At 61.3% G+C, this 16,975-nt stretch carries 11 protein-coding genes and 1 pseudogene; 3 read left to right on the forward strand and 9 right to left on the reverse strand.

All coding sequences use genetic code 11. The annotated features are described in order from the left end of the window. Positions 1–72: 72 nt before the first annotated feature. The 4 genes from ACZZ0B_RS22050 to ptsP all read right to left on the reverse strand — a co-directional run bounded on the left by ACZZ0B_RS22050 (position 73) and on the right by ptsP (position 7,348). Positions 73–1,614 (reverse strand): alkaline phosphatase D family protein, encoded by a 1,542-nt coding sequence (locus tag ACZZ0B_RS22050; RefSeq protein WP_463546227.1) that lies wholly within the window; start codon positions 1,612–1,614, stop codon positions 73–75. Between the two features lie 186 nt (positions 1,615–1,800). Beyond that, the gene (locus tag ACZZ0B_RS22055; protein ID WP_463546228.1) at positions 1,801–3,534 is read right to left on the reverse strand and encodes a PTS fructose-like transporter subunit IIB; all 1,734 of its coding nucleotides are present in this window, start codon (positions 3,532–3,534) and stop codon (positions 1,801–1,803) included. Between the two features lie 11 nt (positions 3,535–3,545). Further along, entirely contained in the window at positions 3,546–4,487 is a 942-nt protein-coding gene (gene pfkB / locus ACZZ0B_RS22060; RefSeq protein WP_463546229.1) for a 1-phosphofructokinase, read from the reverse strand. Next, positions 4,487–7,348: a phosphoenolpyruvate--protein phosphotransferase gene (ptsP, locus tag ACZZ0B_RS22065; RefSeq protein ID WP_463546230.1), complete on the reverse strand. Its 2,862-nt coding sequence runs from the start codon at positions 7,346–7,348 to the stop codon at positions 4,487–4,489. Before ptsP ends, pfkB begins: the two co-directional genes overlap by 1 nt. A gap of 306 nt (positions 7,349–7,654) precedes the next feature. Here ptsP and cra point away from each other — a divergent pair, with 306 nt between their 5' ends. Both cra and ACZZ0B_RS22075 read left to right on the forward strand, forming a co-directional pair. Continuing rightward, positions 7,655–8,650 (forward strand): catabolite repressor/activator, encoded by a 996-nt coding sequence (cra, locus tag ACZZ0B_RS22070; protein WP_463546231.1) that lies wholly within the window; start codon positions 7,655–7,657, stop codon positions 8,648–8,650. Between the two features lie 3 nt (positions 8,651–8,653). Next, complete coding sequence (locus tag ACZZ0B_RS22075; RefSeq protein ID WP_463546232.1) at positions 8,654–9,430, forward strand: TatD family hydrolase; 777 nt, start codon at positions 8,654–8,656, stop codon at positions 9,428–9,430. A 188-nt stretch (positions 9,431–9,618) separates the two neighbouring features. Here the strand turns inward: ACZZ0B_RS22075 and ACZZ0B_RS22080 are convergent, their stop codons facing one another. The 5 genes and pseudogenes from ACZZ0B_RS22080 to ACZZ0B_RS22100 all read right to left on the reverse strand — a co-directional run bounded on the left by ACZZ0B_RS22080 (position 9,619) and on the right by ACZZ0B_RS22100 (position 15,634). Further along, complete coding sequence (locus ACZZ0B_RS22080) at positions 9,619–10,332, reverse strand: methyl-accepting chemotaxis protein (protein WP_463546957.1); 714 nt, start codon at positions 10,330–10,332, stop codon at positions 9,619–9,621. A 144-nt stretch (positions 10,333–10,476) separates the two neighbouring features. Next, positions 10,477–11,616 (reverse strand): annotated as a pseudogene (locus tag ACZZ0B_RS22085) (HAMP domain-containing protein); the annotation flags it as partial. 376 nt (positions 11,617–11,992) lie between these two features. Then, positions 11,993–12,832, reverse strand: coding sequence for a regulatory signaling modulator protein AmpE (gene ampE, locus ACZZ0B_RS22090; RefSeq protein WP_463546233.1), 840 nt, complete (start codon positions 12,830–12,832; stop codon positions 11,993–11,995). Further along, positions 12,829–13,389, reverse strand: coding sequence for a 1,6-anhydro-N-acetylmuramyl-L-alanine amidase AmpD (ampD, locus tag ACZZ0B_RS22095; protein ID WP_008088360.1), 561 nt, complete (start codon positions 13,387–13,389; stop codon positions 12,829–12,831). The genes ampE and ampD overlap by 4 nt, the downstream gene beginning before the upstream one ends. Positions 13,390–13,453: 64 nt before the next feature. Further along, a complete protein-coding gene (locus tag ACZZ0B_RS22100; RefSeq protein WP_463546234.1) occupies positions 13,454–15,634 on the reverse strand; it encodes a DUF1631 domain-containing protein in 2,181 nt (726 codons plus the stop codon). 411 nt (positions 15,635–16,045) lie between these two features. Here ACZZ0B_RS22100 and nadC point away from each other — a divergent pair, with 411 nt between their 5' ends. Beyond that, positions 16,046–16,894: a carboxylating nicotinate-nucleotide diphosphorylase gene (nadC, locus tag ACZZ0B_RS22105; protein ID WP_008088355.1), complete on the forward strand. Its 849-nt coding sequence runs from the start codon at positions 16,046–16,048 to the stop codon at positions 16,892–16,894. Positions 16,895–16,975 lie beyond the last annotated feature (81 nt).

The raw sequence follows: 16,975 nt of genomic DNA on the forward strand, positions 1-16,975 counted from the left end.
AGGCTGCGATCTTTTGATCTTGATCTTCACAAAGCAAAATCAAAAGATCGCAGCCTGCGGCAGCTCCTACGGTCAGATTGGTTGCAACTTCTGTTCGAAAACGGCTACGCCATTCAAATCCCGCAACACCACGCTCATCTCCCCGCTCTGCCCTTCGATATTCACCTCGCCAAAAAACTGAAACCCGGCAAACGGTGATGCGTTCTGCACCGGTGGCGCTTTCTCGAATACCACCTCAGGGCCAAAGGTTTTATCCAGCGGATTAGGCCCAAAGCTCCCGGCATTCAACGGCCCCGCAACAAACTCCCAGAACGGCTCGAAATCCTGAAACGCCGCACGATCCGGGTGATAGTGATGCGCCGCGCAGTAATGCACGTCGGCGGTGAGGAAGACGAAATTGCGTACCTGCTGCGCACGCAGGTAGCCGAGCAATTCGGCGATTTCCACCTCGCGCCCCTGCGCCGGTCCCGGGTCACCGTTAGCTACCGCTTCCCAGCGCGCCACACCCGGGCTGACCTCGCCATCCGGCACACCCAAACCGATCGGCATGTCGGCGGCAATCACCTTCCACTGGGCTTTGGATTTCTTCAAGCCGCGCTTGAGCCAGTCCAGTTGCTCACGCCCAAGGAACGGTTTAGCGGCGCCAAGGTTGTCGTCATTGGCGCCGCGATAACTGCGCATGTCGAGCACGAACACATCGAGCATCGGCCCGTAACTGAGCTTGCGATAAATCCGTCCGCCACCGTCGGCGGCCTGCAGGCGCATCGGTGAATATTCCAGCCAGGCTTTTCGCGCGCGACCGACCAGGGTGTGGATATCTTTCTCCTGATAACGCTCGTCGAGCTGCTTGCCCGGCGACCAGTTGTTGACCACTTCATGGTCGTCCCACTGCCAGATCTGCGGCACTTCGGCGTTGAAGCGGCGGATGTTTTCGTCCATCAGGTTGTAGCGATAGTTGCCGCGATAATCGTCGAGGGTTTGCGCGACTTTGCTCTTGGCTTCGGTGGTGAGATTGCGCCAGATGCGCCCGCCTTCGGTGGTTAGCTGCGCGGGCACCGGGCCGTCGGCGTAGATGGTGTCGCCGCTGTGGATAAAGAAGTCCGGCAGGCGCAGACGCATGGCTTCGTAGATGCGCATGCCGCCGATGTCCGGGTTGATCCCAAAGCCTTGGCCGACGGTGTCGCCGCTCCAGACGAAACGAATATTGCGCCGCGCCGTCGGTGCGCTGCGCAGGTGGCCCAGCCACGGTTCGCTGGCGACGCCGGTGCGGGCGTCCTTGAAATACACGCGATAGAAAATCGCCTGATCGGCGGGCAGTCCGGTGAGCTCAACGCGGGCGGTAAAGTCGCTGCGGGCATCGGCAAGCGCCGAGACCAACCGACGCGGGTTGCGAAACTGGCTGCGGGTGTCCCACTCGACCACCATCCTCGCCGGGCGATCGCTGCGACTCCAGATCATCGCGCGATCGCCTTGCAGGTCGCCGGACTGCACGCCATCGGTCAGTTGCGGCCGATCCTTGACCGAAGCAATCACCGCCGGCGCCAGCCCCGGCAGCAGCAGCCCGGCGCCAATCCCTTGCACGACACGCCGACGACCAGGATTGAAATCGCTCATGCTGTTCTCCCTGAGAAAAGGAAAACTTAAGCACGACATCATGAAACACACATGACACCAGACACACCGCAGAACCCATTGTAGGAGTGAGCCTGCTCGCGATATCGGTATATCTGCCAACATTCATGTCACTGACAGACCGCTATCGCGAGCAGGCTCACTCCTACAAAGGTTTTGTGGTGTCGGTTAAGCCTTGGCGGGTTCCAGGGCCAGCTCGACGGCTTCGGGGCGTTTGACTGTGGCATAGACCACCGCGGTCAACAGGCTCCCCGCGACAATCGCCAGCAGATACAACAGCGCATGATTGATCGCATTCGGAATCGCCAACACAAACAAGCCACCGTGCGGCGCCATCAGTTTGCAGCCGAAATACATCGACAACGCGCCGGTCAGCGCACCGCCGGCAATGCTCGCCGGGATCACCCGCAACGGGTCTTTCGCGGCAAACGGAATCGCCCCTTCGGAGATAAAGCACAACCCCAGCACCAGCGCTGCTTTACCCGCCTCGCGTTCAGTCTGGGCAAACTTGCGCCGCGCAATAAACGTGGCGATACCCAGACCAATCGGCGGCACCATGCCGGCCGCCATCGTCGCCGCCATAGGTGCATAACTCTGCGACGCCAATAGCCCCACCGAGAACGCATACGCGGCTTTGTTGATCGGCCCGCCGAGGTCGACGCACATCATGCCGCCGAGTACCACACCGAGCAGGATCGCGTTGGTGGTGCCCATGCTGTCGAGAAAACTGGTCAGCGCCAACAGCATCCCGGCGACGGGTTTGCCAACCACGTAAATCATCACCAGACCGGTGAACAGACTGGCAAACAGCGGGATGATCAGAATCGGTTTCAGCGCCTCAAGACTTTGCGGCAGAGCGACATAACGGCTAATCGCCTTGGCCGCATAACCGGCAATAAAACCGGCGACGATGCCACCGATAAAACCAGCGCCCAAGGTGCTTGCCAGCAAGCCACCAATCATCCCCGGCGCCAGGCCCGGACGGTCGGCAATCGAATAAGCGATGTAACCCGCCAGTAACGGCACCATCAGTTTGAACGCGGTCTCGCCACCGATCTGCATCAGCGCCGCCGCCAGCGTGCCTTCTTCCTTGAACGCGGTGATGCCGAAGACGAACGACAGCGCGATCATCAAACCGCCGGCCACCACCATCGGCAGCATGAACGAAACGCCAGTCAGCAGGTGTTTGTAGACGCCGGTTTTCTCCTGCCTGGCCGGTGCTTTGCCGTCAGCCGCCGCGCTTTCCACAACAGCTTCGGCCAAGGCTTTTTTCAGCGTGGCTTCGGACTGCTTCAACGCGATGCCAGTGCCGCAACGATAGATTTTCTTGCCGGCGAAACGCTCGGTGGCGACTTCAATATCAGCCGCCAGCAACACCACTTCAGCTTCAGCAATCGCCGCTGCGCTCAACGGGGTTTTCGCGCCCACCGAGCCTTGGGTTTCGACTTGCAAGTCATAGCCCAGACGCTTGGCAGTTTGCTGCAAGGCTTCGGCGGCCATGAAGGTGTGAGCAACACCAGTCGGGCACGCGGTGATGGCGACGATGCGCGGTGCACGTGGCGCATCCGCAACCGGCTCAGCCGAGCTGGCGACGTAGACCTCAGCCTCTTCTGCACCACGACGCAGCACCGCTTCGACGTCCTGCAATGCCTGCGCCGGGGCAATCTGGAAGACCCGTTTGCCGACAAAACGCGTCATGTCGATCGCGCCTGTGGCGACCAGCAAAACCCACTCAGCCGCTGCAATGGTCGCTGCCGACAATTCGCGTTCCGGGTGCGCCGCATCGACCACTTCCACGCTGGTGCTCCAGCCCTGACGCTGCGCCGCCGCATCGAGCAATCGCGCGCACAGCACACTGGTGACCATGCCGTTCGGGCAAGCCGTAACAATGGCTAATTTCATGACAAACCCTCTTATTGTTCTGTCAGGGGGCGCACGCGCACGCCCTGTTCGAGCTGCGCCAGTTGCGCACGGTCGTGGATGCCGAAACCGATCTGCGTCACCGCCATCGCCGCAATCGCAGTGGCTGTGCGCAGGGTTTGTTCAGGCGTATCGGCGCTGAGCAAACCGTGGAGCATGCCGGCCAGCAATGAATCACCGGCACCGACCGTGCTGGCGACGCTGACTTTCGGCGGCGTGGCGTGCAGTGCCGAACCGACGCTGAACCAGTTCACGCCGTCAGCACCGTGGGAGATCACCACGTGCTCGATGCCTTGCGCATGCAATTGCGCCGCTGCTTGCGCTTCGGCGGCGTGAGAAACCACCTCGCAACCGAGCGCATCGGCGAGTTCTTCGGTATTGGGTTTGATCAGCCATGGACTGGCTTTCAACGCTTCGCGCAACGCTTCGCCGCTGGAGTCGAGGGCGACTTTCAAGCCGAGCTGATTGAGATGCTCGATCAACTCACGCAACCACTGCGCGGTCACGCCACGCGGCAAACTGCCGGCGACCACCACCGCGTCATGACCTGGTGCGATCTGCACCAGTCGATCGAGCAACGCCTGCTGCGCGGCGGCATCAACCACCGGCCCCGGGCCGTTGATGTCGGTGATCCGTCCATCCTGTTCAGCCACTTTGATGTTGCTGCGCGTCTCGCCCGGCACGCGGATAAATGCGTCGACAAAACCGCGCTTGGCGAACAGGGTTTCGAACGCTTGCAGATTGTCTTCGCCGAGAAAGCCACTGACCGTCAGTTGATGACCGAGGTCGGCGAGCACCTGCGCGACGTTCACGCCTTTGCCCGCAGCGTGGGTGTGCATCTCGTCGCTGCGGTTGACCTGACCGGCGTCCAGCCGTGGCAGTTCGACGGTAAGGTCGAGCGCCGGGTTGAGGGTCAGGGTAAGAATCTTGGCCATTACAGGGCCTCCACTAATGCGCGCACTTCGTTGGCGCTGCCCACGGCCAGGGCGTGTTGAGCAAGGGTTTGCGCCTGCGTCAGGCTGAGTTCACGGATGCGCGCCTTCACTTCAGCAATGCTGCGCCCGGACACGCTGAGCTCATCGACACCAAGGCCAACCAGCACCGGCACCGCCAGCGGATCTGCCGCCAGCTCACCGCAGACGCCGACCCATTTGCCATGGGCATGGGCCGCACGCACGGTGATGTCGATCAGTTGCAGTACCGCCGGGTGCAAGCCGTCCGCCTGCGCCGACAGCGTCGGGTGACCACGGTCGATGGCCAGGGTGTATTGCGTGAGATCGTTGGTGCCGACGCTGAAGAAGTCGACTTCCTTGGCCAGCACCGGCGCCAGCAATGCGGCGGACGGCACTTCGATCATGATCCCCAGTTGCAGATCGGCGACCGGGATTTCCAGGCGCAGACGTTCGGTCATGTCGCGGGCCTGACGCCATTCTTCAACGCTGCCGACCATCGGGAACATGATCCGCAACGGACGGTTATCCGCCGACCGCAGCAGGGCGCGCAGTTGCGCTTCCATGATCTGCGGACGCTGCAAGGTCAGGCGAATGCCGCGCACGCCGAGGAACGGATTTTCTTCTTTGGCGATCGGCCAATACGGCAGCGGTTTGTCGCCGCCGACGTCCAGCGTACGCACCACCAACGGCCGCCCGGCGAGACCATCGAGCACACGACGATATTCGGCTTCTTGCGTGGCCTCGTCCGGCGCTTGCGGATGGGCCATGAAAATCAGTTCGGTGCGCAGCAGACCAATGCCTTCGGCGCCCTGCTCCACCGCGCTGATCACACCGGCGCTTTCGCCGATGTTGGCGAACACTTCGACGGCGTGGCCGTCAGTGGTGTGCGCCGGTTGATGGCGTTGTTCGGCAGCAATCTTCAAGCGTTGCTCGCGGGTGTCGCGTTCTTCGGTGGCGCGTTGCAACGTCGCGGCATCCGCATCAACGTGCAGGCGACCGCGCTGGCCGTCGAGCAGCAACGGCGTGCCCGGCGCCAGCAACAACACCGCTACGCCAGCGCCGACCAGCGCCGGAATCCCGAGGGCTCGCGCGACGATGGCACTGTGCGCGGTGGCGCCGCCGCGTGCGGTGAGAATCCCCGCCACGCGCGCCGGGTCCAGCCGCGCGACGTCGGACGGACCGACCTCATCCATCACCAGAATGTACGGTTGCTCGGGTTCGCTCGCGGTCTGCACGCCACACAGTTGCGCCAGCACGCGGCGACCAATGTCACGCAAGTCCGCCGCACGCTCGGCGAGCAACGCGTCCTGCAGCGATTCCTGTTGTTTCGCCGCCGCTTCGATCACTGCCATCCACGCCGCTTCGGCGCTCTCGCCTTGCTTGAGGCGGGTGTCGACTTCGTCGGTGAGTTCCGGGTCGTCGAGCATCTCCTGATGGGTGATGAAGATCTCGCGGATGGCTTTGGCTTTGCTGCGCTCGATCAGGCCCTGAATGTCGCTGCGCACGTCGCTGAGCGCTTGCTTGAGGCGCTCGCGTTCGATGGCGGCGGACTCGCCCCGCATTGGGTAATCGATGGTTTGTTGTACTTGAATATGCGCCGGGCCGATGGCGATTCCGGGCGCGGCGGGGATGGCTTGCAACTGAGTGCCAGAGGCCGGGGCGACCAGCACTTCGGCGATGTCGGCAAAGACTTCGCGCTGCTCGCTGATGGCGGGCAGCGGCTCGACTTCTTCGCCAAGGCCTTCTTCGATAGCAGCGAGCAACGCCGGCAAGGCGTCGGCAGCGATGCTCGGCTCGGCGATCAGCTCCAGCACCTGACCGCGACGGGCGCCGAGGCTGAGCAGTTTGCTCAAACTCTTCACCGACACAGCACTGTCCTGACCGTCGACGATGCGCACGCGAATCTCACCATCAAAACTCTTCGCCAGCTGCGCGAGGATTTTCGCCGGGCGCGCATGCAAACCGTGGGCGTTGGCCAGCGCAATGCGTGCGCTCGGCCAGTCGGCAGGCAGTTCACCGCCGAGCACTTCAAGGACTTTGCGGCTGCTGGTGGCGCGGCCCAATTCATGACCGCGACCTTCAATCAGCAACGCACACAGACGTTCGAGCAGCGCTTGGTGCGCTTCGCCGAGGCTGGCCAGGCAGAACAGACCACTGAGCGGCTGGCCGAGGTAGCGCATCGGTTTGTCCGGCGTGACAAACGCCAAGCCCGGACGTTTCACGGTTTGTTCGCTGTGCAGCCACCACAAGCCGTCGCCCAGCGGCAGCGCTTCAACTTGTTGCAGCACCGCCGAGAAACCGTTGCTCACACAATCAGCCTGACGCAGCAGACGCGCACCACGCCAGACCAGTTCTTCGAAATCGTCAGCCGACACGCCGAGGCCGATCATCTGTGCATCCAGCGCCAGTTCCTGCGGCGCGCCTTGCAGCAGTTTCAGCAGCGCTTCCGGAGAACTGGCGCGACGCAGGGCCTGGCCCAGATCGGTCTCGCCGAGGGCGCGGGTCAGCAGTTGCAGCAGGCGCAGGTGCTCGTCGGATTTGGCGGCGATGCCGATCGCCAGATAGACGATCTGGCCATCGCCCCAGTCCACGCCCTCGGGGAACTGCATCAGGCGCACGCCGGTGGCGAACACCTGATCGCGGGTTTCCGGGGTGCCGTGAGGGATGGCAATACCTTGACCGAGAAAGGTCGAGCCCTGGGCTTCCCGGGCCTGCAAGCCGGCGAGGTAGCCGTCAGCGACCAGACCATCGGCCACCAGGTGATTGGCCAGCAATTGCAGGGCGGCGGGTTTATCCACGGCCGATTGGCCCATGGATATCTGCTCTATAGTGAGCTCGAGCATGCGATCTCCTTTTTGGCATCGGATGACGCCAGGTATTGTTTTGAATGGTTGCAGCTTAGGCGCTGGATTGCTTCGCTTTTCAGCGGCAGTTTTGGCGGTTTCACGGCAGAACCGGCCAAAGGCGTCTAAAACGTAGAAAATACGCTTGCTGAAACGTTTAATCTAGATTGATCGGCACGTTACTCGATAATGTCCCATCCTTGAAGTCCAACTTGTCGGATGCGTTGCGACAATAGTCGTCTGCCCTAATCGGGTAGGATTGGCGAAAATGTTGCGGCAAGCTCGAAAAAACAAGGAAATCCCGGGTTGAAACTCAGTGATATCGCGCGGTTGGCCGGAGTGTCCGTGACCACCGCCAGCTACGTCATCAACGGCAAGGCCGAACAGCAGCGCATCAGTACCGCCACCGTCGAACGTGTGCGCGCGGTGGTCGATCTGCATGGCTTTACGCCCAATCCTCAAGCGGCCGGGCTGCGCAGTCGGCATACGCGCACGCTGGGTTTTATCCTGCCGGATCTGGAAAACCCCAGTTACGCGCGGATCGCCAAGCTGCTGGAGCAAGGTGCGCGGGCACGCGGCTATCAGTTGTTGATCGCCAGTTCCGACGATGCGCCGGACAGCGAGCGGCAACTGCTGCAACTGTTCCGCGCGCGCCGTTGCGATGCGCTGATCGTCGCCAGTTGCCTGCCCGCCGGCGATGACAGTTACCGCCAGTTGCAGGCCAAGGGCACGCCGATCATTGCCATCGACCGGGTCATGGAGCCCGAGCATTTCTGCTCGGTGATCAGTGACGACCGCGAGGCGAGTCAGCACCTGACGCAAAGCCTGCTCGAACCGCAGCTCAAGCAAATCGTGCTGCTCGGCGCGCGTCCGGAACTGAGCATCAGCCAGGAACGTGCCGCCGGTTTCAAACAAGCCTTGGCCGATTTCAAAGGCGAAGTGCTCGTGGAGCACGCCGAAGCCTTCAGCCGCGAATGTGGCAAGCAGTTGATGGAAGAACTCCTGCAACGTCTGGGGCATTTGCCCGACGCGCTGGTGACAACTTCCTACGTGCTGTTGCAGGGCGTGTTCGATGCGCTGCATGACTTCCCGCTGAAATCGCGGCCGCTGCGCCTCGGCACATTCGGTGATACGCAGTTGCTCGATTTCCTGCCGCTGCCGGTCAACGCCATGGCCCAGCAGCACCAGTTGATTGCCGACAAGGCGCTGGAACTTGCGCTGGCGGCCGTCGAGCAGTCGCAATACAAGCCCGGCGTGCAGGCCATTGCGCGGACCTTCAAGCAGCGTATTCACCGAGACTGAACCGTGGAGCTGATCGACAGCCACACCCACCTCGACTTCCCCGACTTCGACGCCGATCGCCCGGCATTGCTGGCCGAAAGCCGCGCCCTCGGGGTGCGGCGGATCGTGGTATTGGGTGTATACGAGGGTAATTGGCAACGGGTGTGGGATCTGGTGCGCAGCGATGTCGATTTGCACGCGGCGTTCGGCTTGCACCCGGTGTATCTCGATCAGCATCGTCCGGAAGATTTGACGGCACTGGGTGATTGGCTGACCCGGCTGCGCGGTCATCGACAGCTGTGCGCGGTGGGCGAAATCGGTCTGGATTACTTCATCGAAACGCTGGATCGCGAGCGCCAACAGTCGCTGTTCGAAGCACAGCTGCAACTGGCAGCGGACTTTGCATTGCCGGCGCTGATCCATGTGCGCCGCAGCCACGCCGCGGTGATCGCCACGCTCAAGCGCTTCAAGCTTGAACGCGCGGGGATCATCCACGCCTTTGCCGGCAGCCGTGAAGAGGCGCGGGAATACATCAAACTGGGTTTCAAACTGGGTCTGGGCGGCGCACCGACCTGGCCGCAGGCGTTGCGTATGCATCGGGTATTGGCGGACTTGCCGCTGGAATCGATCGTGCTGGAAACCGATTCACCGGACATGGCGCCGGCGATGTTCCCAGGTGTCCGCAATACACCGGCGCACTTGCCGGCGATTTGCACAGCGTTGGCTGAATTGATGAAAATCACCCCGCAACAACTCGCCGCCGCCAGCACCGCCAACAGCTGCGAAGTGTTTGGCTGGTAACACTTCTCCCTGTGGAATCGGGCTTTTGTGGTGAGGGGATTTATCCCCGATGGGCTGCGAAGCGGCCCCAAAACCATAGTTCACGTTTTATCAGATAAAACTCTGTTTCAGGTTTTGGGGGCGCTTCGCGCCCCATCGGGGATAAATCCCCTCGCCACAAAGGTTCGCACAGGGTTTTAAGATACGACTCAGACGCGGAAGGCGCTGATCAGTTGTTTTAGCTCGACGACCTGGGCAGAGAGCGCGCGGCTGGCATCTTCGGTCTGGTGCGCGCCGTGGGCGGTGCGCTCGCCGGCGCGGTTGATCTCGACGATGTTCTGGTCGATGTCATGGGCCACAGCCGTTTGCTGTTCCACTGCTGCCGCAATCTGCTGGTTCTGATCGACGATCATGCCCACAGCGCCAAGGATGTTTTCCAGCGCCTGCTGGACTTTTTCCGACTGCCCGACCGTGCCGCTAGCCATTTGATGGCTGACCCCCATGGCCTTCACCGCCGCGCCGACCCCACCATGCAGTTTGGCAATCATCTGCTCAATCTCTTCGGTGGACTGCTGGGTGCGTTTGGCCAGCGTGCGCACTTCGTCCGCGACCACGGCAAAACCACGGCCCTGCTCCCCGGCGCGAGCCGCTTCGATCGCAGCGTTGAGCGCCAGCAGATTGGTCTGTTCGGCGATGCTTTTGATCACTTCAAGTACCCGGCTGATCGACTGGCTGTCACTGGCCAATTGGTTGATCACCCGCACCGACTGGTCAATTTCGCTGGCCAGCGCGGCAATGCTGCCCTGCTGAGACTCGACCAGACCACGGCCACTGATGGTTTCATCATTGACGCTGTGGGCGCTGCTCACGGCTGCGGCGGCACTGCGCGCGACTTCCAGTGAGGTCGCCGACATCTGGTTCATCGCCGTCGCCACTTGTTCAATCTGCGTGCGTTGCCCGGCGACCGCCTGATTGCTCTGCGCCGAGACGTTTTCGACCTGTCCGGCTTGCCGCTCGACTTCACCGACGGTGTGGCCGACACGTTCGATCAAGTCGTGAATCTTCTTCACGGTGCCATTGAACACTTCGCCCAACTCGCCAAGTTCATCGCGGCTGTGAGCAACAAAGTTGACCGTCATGTCCCCCGCCGCGACCTTGTCCATCATCGCGCCGAGGCGCTTGAGCGTGGTGCGGGTCGAGGCGTAGAAACCGCCATAGAGATAGAAAATCAGCACAAACACCACCGACAACGCCACGGCCTGCAAGACCATGTGCGTGCGGTTATGCGCCAGACGTTGTTGCAGTTGAGTGTCGAGAAATTTCAGCGAGGCTTCGTTAAGCGCATAGGTCTTGTCCATCAGCGCGGTGACCTGATCGTAAAACCCCTGCCACGGCGCATCGAGGGTGTCAGCCATCACCACCTGTTCTTCGAACAGTTCGCTGGCCTGCTTCAGCGAGGCCCCGCTGTCGTCGGCCTGAGCGCTGAGGGTGTCACGCGCAGCTTTGCTGGAGCCGAGGGCATCCTGCAGCTTCAAGCCGTACTCGGCCTGGAGTTTTTCAATCTTCCCCAGCAACTCATCGAAACGCGTGCTGGAGGCACTGTTGAGAAAACCCTGTGCCAGCGAATACGAGCCTATCGCCCGACCTTCGCCGAGGGCTTGGGTAATGCCTGGCGTGATCAGGGTCACCAGCTCGCTGAGCTGGCGGATGTCACCCTGATTGTCACGGCTCAGGCCGGCCTGGCTGGTGATGATCTGGCTGAAGATCTGCGCACTGCTGAGCAGCTTGCCAATCAACGCACTTTTGCTTTGTAGCGAGTTTTCCGCTTGCTGGGCCTTGAACGCGGCGATCATTTCATCGCGCTTGCCGTCGAACACCTTGATCTGCTCGGGATCGTCGGTCATCGCCGTCAGCCCTTGCAGACGCGCCAGCACGGTTTGCTCAAGGGTACTGATCTTGGCTTCGACAGTGCCGGCCTTGCCGGATTGGCCGAGGGTGACGTTGATCTGCACCAGATTGTTCAGGGTCTCCAGATCCCGGCGCAGGGTCAGGCTGCTGCCGAGCAGATCGAGACTTTGCAACTCGACCCGAGTGCCCTGGAATTCACGGTAGGAATCGCGCACCAGATAGAAATTGGTCACCAGCATCGGCACCAGGAACAGCACGCTGATCAAGCTGAACTTCATGCCGAAGCTCAGACGGTTCATCAGCGAGACGGCGGGATAGAGCAAGCTCTTCACTGGAAGTCTCCCTTGGTTTTTCTTGTTTTTATTGGCAGGCGCGGGGCGACGGCAGATAGCCACTATCGGGCGCCATCACTGTATAGCGCAAATCGGCGGGAGGTTTTGTAACTTAAGGTTAACGGTGCGAGGACAATACAAAACCATTGTGGCGAGGGGATTTATCCCCGATGGGGCGCGAAGCGGCCCCAATAGCTGAACAGGCGTTGTATCTGATAAATCGTGGAGGATGGTTTTGGGGCTGCTGCGCAGCCCATCGGGGATAAATCCCCTCGCCACAAAGGAGTTCGCTTTAGTTGGTTAGTGAATCAGGACTGTCCACATAGGAGTTCGCCCCAACTGGCTAGTGGATCAGAACAGTCCACAGGGCAAACCCGGCATACCACAGCACCGCCGCACGCAGCAGCAGTTCCCACAGGCTGTCGAGGGTGGTGATGCCTTCCGGCCCAACCACCGGCGGCGGGATCTCGCCCGCGACCAAACCGACCTTGTTGATCAGTTGTGCGGCGCTGATGTGCCAGTTCAGCAGCTCATGCAGCATGACCCGGCCAACCGCGACGAAGTTGCCGACCAAGGCAAAACTCGCCGCCAGCAGACGTACCGGCACCCAGTCGAAGGCGTGGCGCAGTTGCGCGGCACGTTCAACCAGCGCCGGGTTCTTGCCGTGCTCCTCGGCCAGCGCCAGCAAGCGATAGGCCAATGCGGCCACCGGACCGAGCAGGAAATACCAGAAAATCACTGCGAAGAAGCTTTGATAGGCCTCCCACAACAAATGCCCCTGCACCCGATCAAGCAATTGCTCGCCGCTGTCGGCGCAAATATTCAGATCGCGCTTGGCCACGTGGGCCGCTGCCTGCAGATCCTCACGGCGCCAGGCATCACGAAACGGGCCGAGGCCGCCGAGCAGATCGCCGCGCCCCAGACTGTAAATCACCACCAGCAAATGCACCGGCAACGCCAACAGGCCATAAGCCACCGGCTCCAGCACCACCAGCAACAGCGCCAACAATGCCACCGGCAACAGCACCAGAATCGTCAGCACCAGCCAGGGTTGTTTCGCCAACCGCTGACTGCTTTCGAGTTTGTTCAGTTCGCGGATCCATCCGCCATCGCGTTGAAGCCGATGGCGCAGGGCCGAAAACTTCTCGATCCAGACCGCCAGCAGTAACACCAGAAAACTCATTGTCCTTCCTCTTGTGCCAGGGCTGCGCGGTAACGCGCCCAGTCGAATGCCGGGCCAGGATCGGTCTTACGCCCGGGTGCTATGTCGCTGTGCCCACAAATGCGGGCGCCGGTGATGGCCGGAAATGCTGCTTGCAACTGCTGGGTCAGCGTCGTCAACGCCTGATACTGCGCGTCGGTGAACGGTAGATCATCGGTACCTTCGAGCTCGATGCCCACGGAAAAATCGTTACAGGTTTCGCGGCCGTCGAAAATCGACACGCCCGCATGCCACGCCCGCTCAAGACAGGAGACAAACTGGGTGACCTTGCCGTCACGTTCGATCAGAAAGTGCGCGGAGACGCGCAAGTCGGCGATCCCGGCAAAGTACGGATGTTCAGTGACATCCAGACGATTCTGGAAAAATTCCTGCACCTTGCCGGTGGCGAACTGCGCCGGTGGCAGGCTGATGTTGTGGATGACCAACAGGGAGACTTCGCCCGCAGGGCGCTCATTGAAGTTGGGCGATGGGCAGACCTGCACCCCGTGACACCACCCGCTAGCGGGATCCAACTGCATACCGATTCCTTCAACGCCGACTGTGTTGGCGCCCAGTATGCCGTGATCGGCCCCCGGCGCGCGATCACTTGGCGCGATTGAGTCGCCGCAGATTGCCCAGCACTGACTCCAGCGCCCGGTCGAACAGCAAGGTATCGTCCAGCGCGCGCACTGCGCCGCGACGAAATTCCAGGGCGAGCCCGGTGCGACTGCGCTCGCGCACTTTCATCCCGGTGCGATCGACAAAGACGTATTTGCCCGTGGCCTCGATGATGGCAGCCAGTTTGCAGCGCAAGCTGTGTTCATCGTCTTCCTGAAACGCCACCCAACTGCCAAGGCGCAACTGATCGACCTGGCGCAGACCCGCGTCGTCATGGGGCAAACGGACCGAGGTCAGCTCCAGCGAGCCCTCGTCGGCGGCCTGCAAAACGATCTGCTGCGACACCTCGACCATCATCGCGGCCTGATCCGTCTCGGCAGAACGCTCCAGCACCCGCACATGCAGGGCTTCGAGTTCGCTGAAAAATTCGCTGGTTGCGAACGGATCGAACGCCGAACTGCTCAGGCCATCGCGCAGTGACTTGAGCAACCCCGGCACCAACGCCAGCAGGCGCAGGCTCGACTCGGCGTGGTCATGGCGCTGCACACTCCAGATCAGTTGTTCCATGGTCTGCACATCGGCCTGCCACTCGGCGGACTGATCGCCATGTTTGAGGCAGGTCAGCAGCAGCACTTTGCTCCAGGCATTCTGGACGAAGGTCACCACCGCTGGCGGCAGGACTTTACCCAGCAAGGCCTGATTCAACGCCTGCTCGACCCGGCGCCGGGCCAACTCGGTTTTCGCGCGTCCCTCTTCGGCATCGCGCAAACGCTGCTCAAGCAATTCACTGCGGCGGCGTTCATCGCTGGTGAATGCGAGGAAGTCGGCGAGCAACTCGGAAAAAATCGCCGGGTCATCGACAAAATCGGTCAGCAGGCGTTGCACCACTTGTTCGATGCGCACGTACAAACTGTCGCGCGCCTCACTGTCGCAATCGCTCCAGCCCATGGCCGCGTCGGCAATTTCGTTGAGCAGGCGCCGCGCCGGATGACTACCGCGGCTGAAAAAGCTTTTGTCGAGCACCGCGACCTTGAGCATCGGAATCTGCAAACGGGCGATCAGCGCCTTCAGCGAATCCGGCACGTTGCGATCGTCGAGAATGCAATCGAAGACCATGGCGATCAGGTTGATCACATCTTCATCTGCCCCGCCGACAATCCGCGACTTGCCGCTTCTGACGCTGACCCGCGTCAGCAGTTGTTCCAGCTGATTGCGCAGATCGAAGTCGTCCTGCGCGGCGAGTGCGGGCACGTATTGCTGCAAATGCGAAAGCAGACGCAGCAAATCGCGCGTGGTGATCGGTTGGGTGGCGCCACTTGGCTCCAGCGTCGGAGCAACGCTGCCGCGCACATGCAACAGCAACTCCTGCAGTGCGGCGAAGACCTCCTGCACGCTTTCGTCAGCGGGCGTCGGCTCGTGACTTTCTTCGCTGTAGACGCTGGCAGCCGCGCGATCAATGGCGCGCCGCGTCGGTGCTGGCTTCAACGCCGGAAGCACACCGGTGGCAAGCAGGAGCTGGTTGGCCTGCGCGTAAAGCTGTTCGGTGTCGGCGAGCACATAGCGCTCGAACAACTTGAGCAGGATCAGCTTGACCTTGATCTCCACGCCCAGATTGCGCCCGGCCTGCAAGAAGTACTCGCAGAGCATCGCCGGGCCGAGCGGGTTGTGCTGATCGTCGAGGGTATTGCCGAGCAAGGCGTTGAGCCGCGTGGTCAATTGATCGAGCGCGAAGCCGTCCCGCTTGAGCACACGACCGACCATGGTCTCGACCGCCACGCTGCGCTCCATGTCATCGGTGCGCGGCGCCGACTCTTCGAACATCAGCGTGCGCGGCAGCGCGTTGTGCGTGGGGGCGTATTGGGTGAGGCTGACGAAGGCCTCGAAAAACAGCTCGAGAAAGCCCCGCTCGATATTTTTGCGCTTGAGGCGCAGGTCGCGCATGGCCTCGAAAAAGATGTTCTGCTCGACATCATTCCGCGCCCGATCAGCCATTTCAAACAGCGTGTCATCGGCGTTATCAAACAGCTCCTGCAATCCATGGCGCAGCTGCTGCGCGGCCTTGTCGCGAACCTGAAGCAGAATCACAGGCAGGCGGGCGAGCGGCGAGTGATTCGCCTGATCGGTAGCGGCCTTGTGCAAAGGCACTACTTTCCCGTCGTTGTGCATCCAAGCCTCCTGAAACGGTGATTCTTCTTGGCAGAAACATCGAGTGCGCTGCGGCAACACGATTCCCTGTGTAGGAGTGAGCCTGCTCGCGCTCGCGTCCTGTCTGTCAGCGCAGTAACGGTGGAACGAGCCTGATTGCAATCAGCCTCGCGCCTCTCGGCGTCATTCGGCAGATGCAGCCTTTACGTCAAAGCTATGACGTCAAATGCAAGGCGGATTATCTTGCAAAAGATGTCCCCGAATCTATAGCCGTCAGGGTTTCCCCTAGGTACCGGTACCTTGCACAGACCACGCTCGCCGGGTGTTTGCTCAAAGAAATTCGACCGGATGCAGTCAAGCACGCGAGTTCTCGCCTTGGGTTGGCCGATGCCATGCCCCTATAATCGAACCACTTTGTTTGTGGAGCCCGTTATGCCGAATCTACGTCTCGCCGATTTGACCGCCGAAATCGAAGCCAACGTGCGCCGTGCGTTACTCGAAGACGTCGGCAGCGGCGACATCACCGCGCAACTGATCCCGGCCGAACGCCTGGCCAAAGCCACCATCATCACTCGTGACGAAGCCGTCATCTGCGGCACTGCATGGGTCGATGCGGTGTTCCGTCAGCTCGATCCGCGCGTCGCGGTGCATTGGCAAGTGGTCGATGGCGAGCGGGTCAAACCCAATCAGCCGCTGTTTCATCTGGAAGGCCCGGCGCGCTCGCTGCTGACCGGTGAGCGCAGTGCGCTGAACTTCCTGCAACTGCTATCAGGTGTGGCCACGCGCGCGCAGTACCTCGCAGACTTCGTCGGCGCTACTGACGTCAAGCTGCTCGATACCCGTAAAACCCTGCCGGGCCTGCGCCTGGCGCAGAAATACGCAGTAACCTGCGGCGGCTGCCACAACCACCGCATCGGTCTGTACGACGCCTTCCTGATCAAGGAAAACCACATCGCAGCCAGCGGCGGCATCCCGCAAGCCATTGCCGCCGCGCACAAGATCGCGCCGGGCAAACCGGTGGAAATCGAAGTGGAAAGCCTGGAAGAACTGAAGGAAGCGCTGGCGGCCGGCGCCGACATCATCATGCTCGACGAACTGAGCCTGGATGACATGCGCGAAGCCGTGCGCCTGAACGGCGGCAAGGCGAAACTGGAAGCGAGCGGTGGCATCAACGAAAGCACGCTGCTGCCGATCGCCGAAACCGGGGTGGACTACATCTCGATCGGCGCAATGACCAAGGATGTCAAAGCGGTCGACCTGTCGATGCGTCTCAGCCTTTAAACAGCAGCGACAAGATGCGAGCTACAAGCTACAAGCCAAAGCGCTTTTGCTTTGACTTGTAGCTTGAAACTTGTAGCTCCT

The sequence above is a fragment of the Pseudomonas sp. AC247 genome, from assembly GCF_979258015.1.

Excerpts from the sequence above, each read along its gene's own strand:
- ACZZ0B_RS22050 (WP_463546227.1), bottom strand. The coding sequence starts at position 1,614 with ATGAGCGATTTCAATCCTGGTCGTCGGCGTGTCGTGCAAGGGATTGGC.
- ACZZ0B_RS22055 (WP_463546228.1), bottom strand. The coding sequence starts at position 3,534 with ATGAAATTAGCCATTGTTACGGCTTGCCCGAACGGCATGGTCACCAGT.
- pfkB (WP_463546229.1), bottom strand. The coding sequence starts at position 4,487 with ATGGCCAAGATTCTTACCCTGACCCTCAACCCGGCGCTCGACCTTACC.
- ptsP (WP_463546230.1), bottom strand. The coding sequence starts at position 7,348 with ATGCTCGAGCTCACTATAGAGCAGATATCCATGGGCCAATCGGCCGTG.
- ACZZ0B_RS22080 (WP_463546957.1), bottom strand. The coding sequence starts at position 10,332 with ATGAACCAGATGTCGGCGACCTCACTGGAAGTCGCGCGCAGTGCCGCC.
- ampE (WP_463546233.1), bottom strand. The coding sequence starts at position 12,832 with ATGAGTTTTCTGGTGTTACTGCTGGCGGTCTGGATCGAGAAGTTTTCG.
- ampD (WP_008088360.1), bottom strand. The coding sequence starts at position 13,389 with ATGCAGTTGGATCCCGCTAGCGGGTGGTGTCACGGGGTGCAGGTCTGC.
- ACZZ0B_RS22100 (WP_463546234.1), bottom strand. The coding sequence starts at position 15,634 with ATGCACAACGACGGGAAAGTAGTGCCTTTGCACAAGGCCGCTACCGAT.
- nadC (WP_008088355.1), top strand. The coding sequence starts at position 16,046 with ATGCCGAATCTACGTCTCGCCGATTTGACCGCCGAAATCGAAGCCAAC.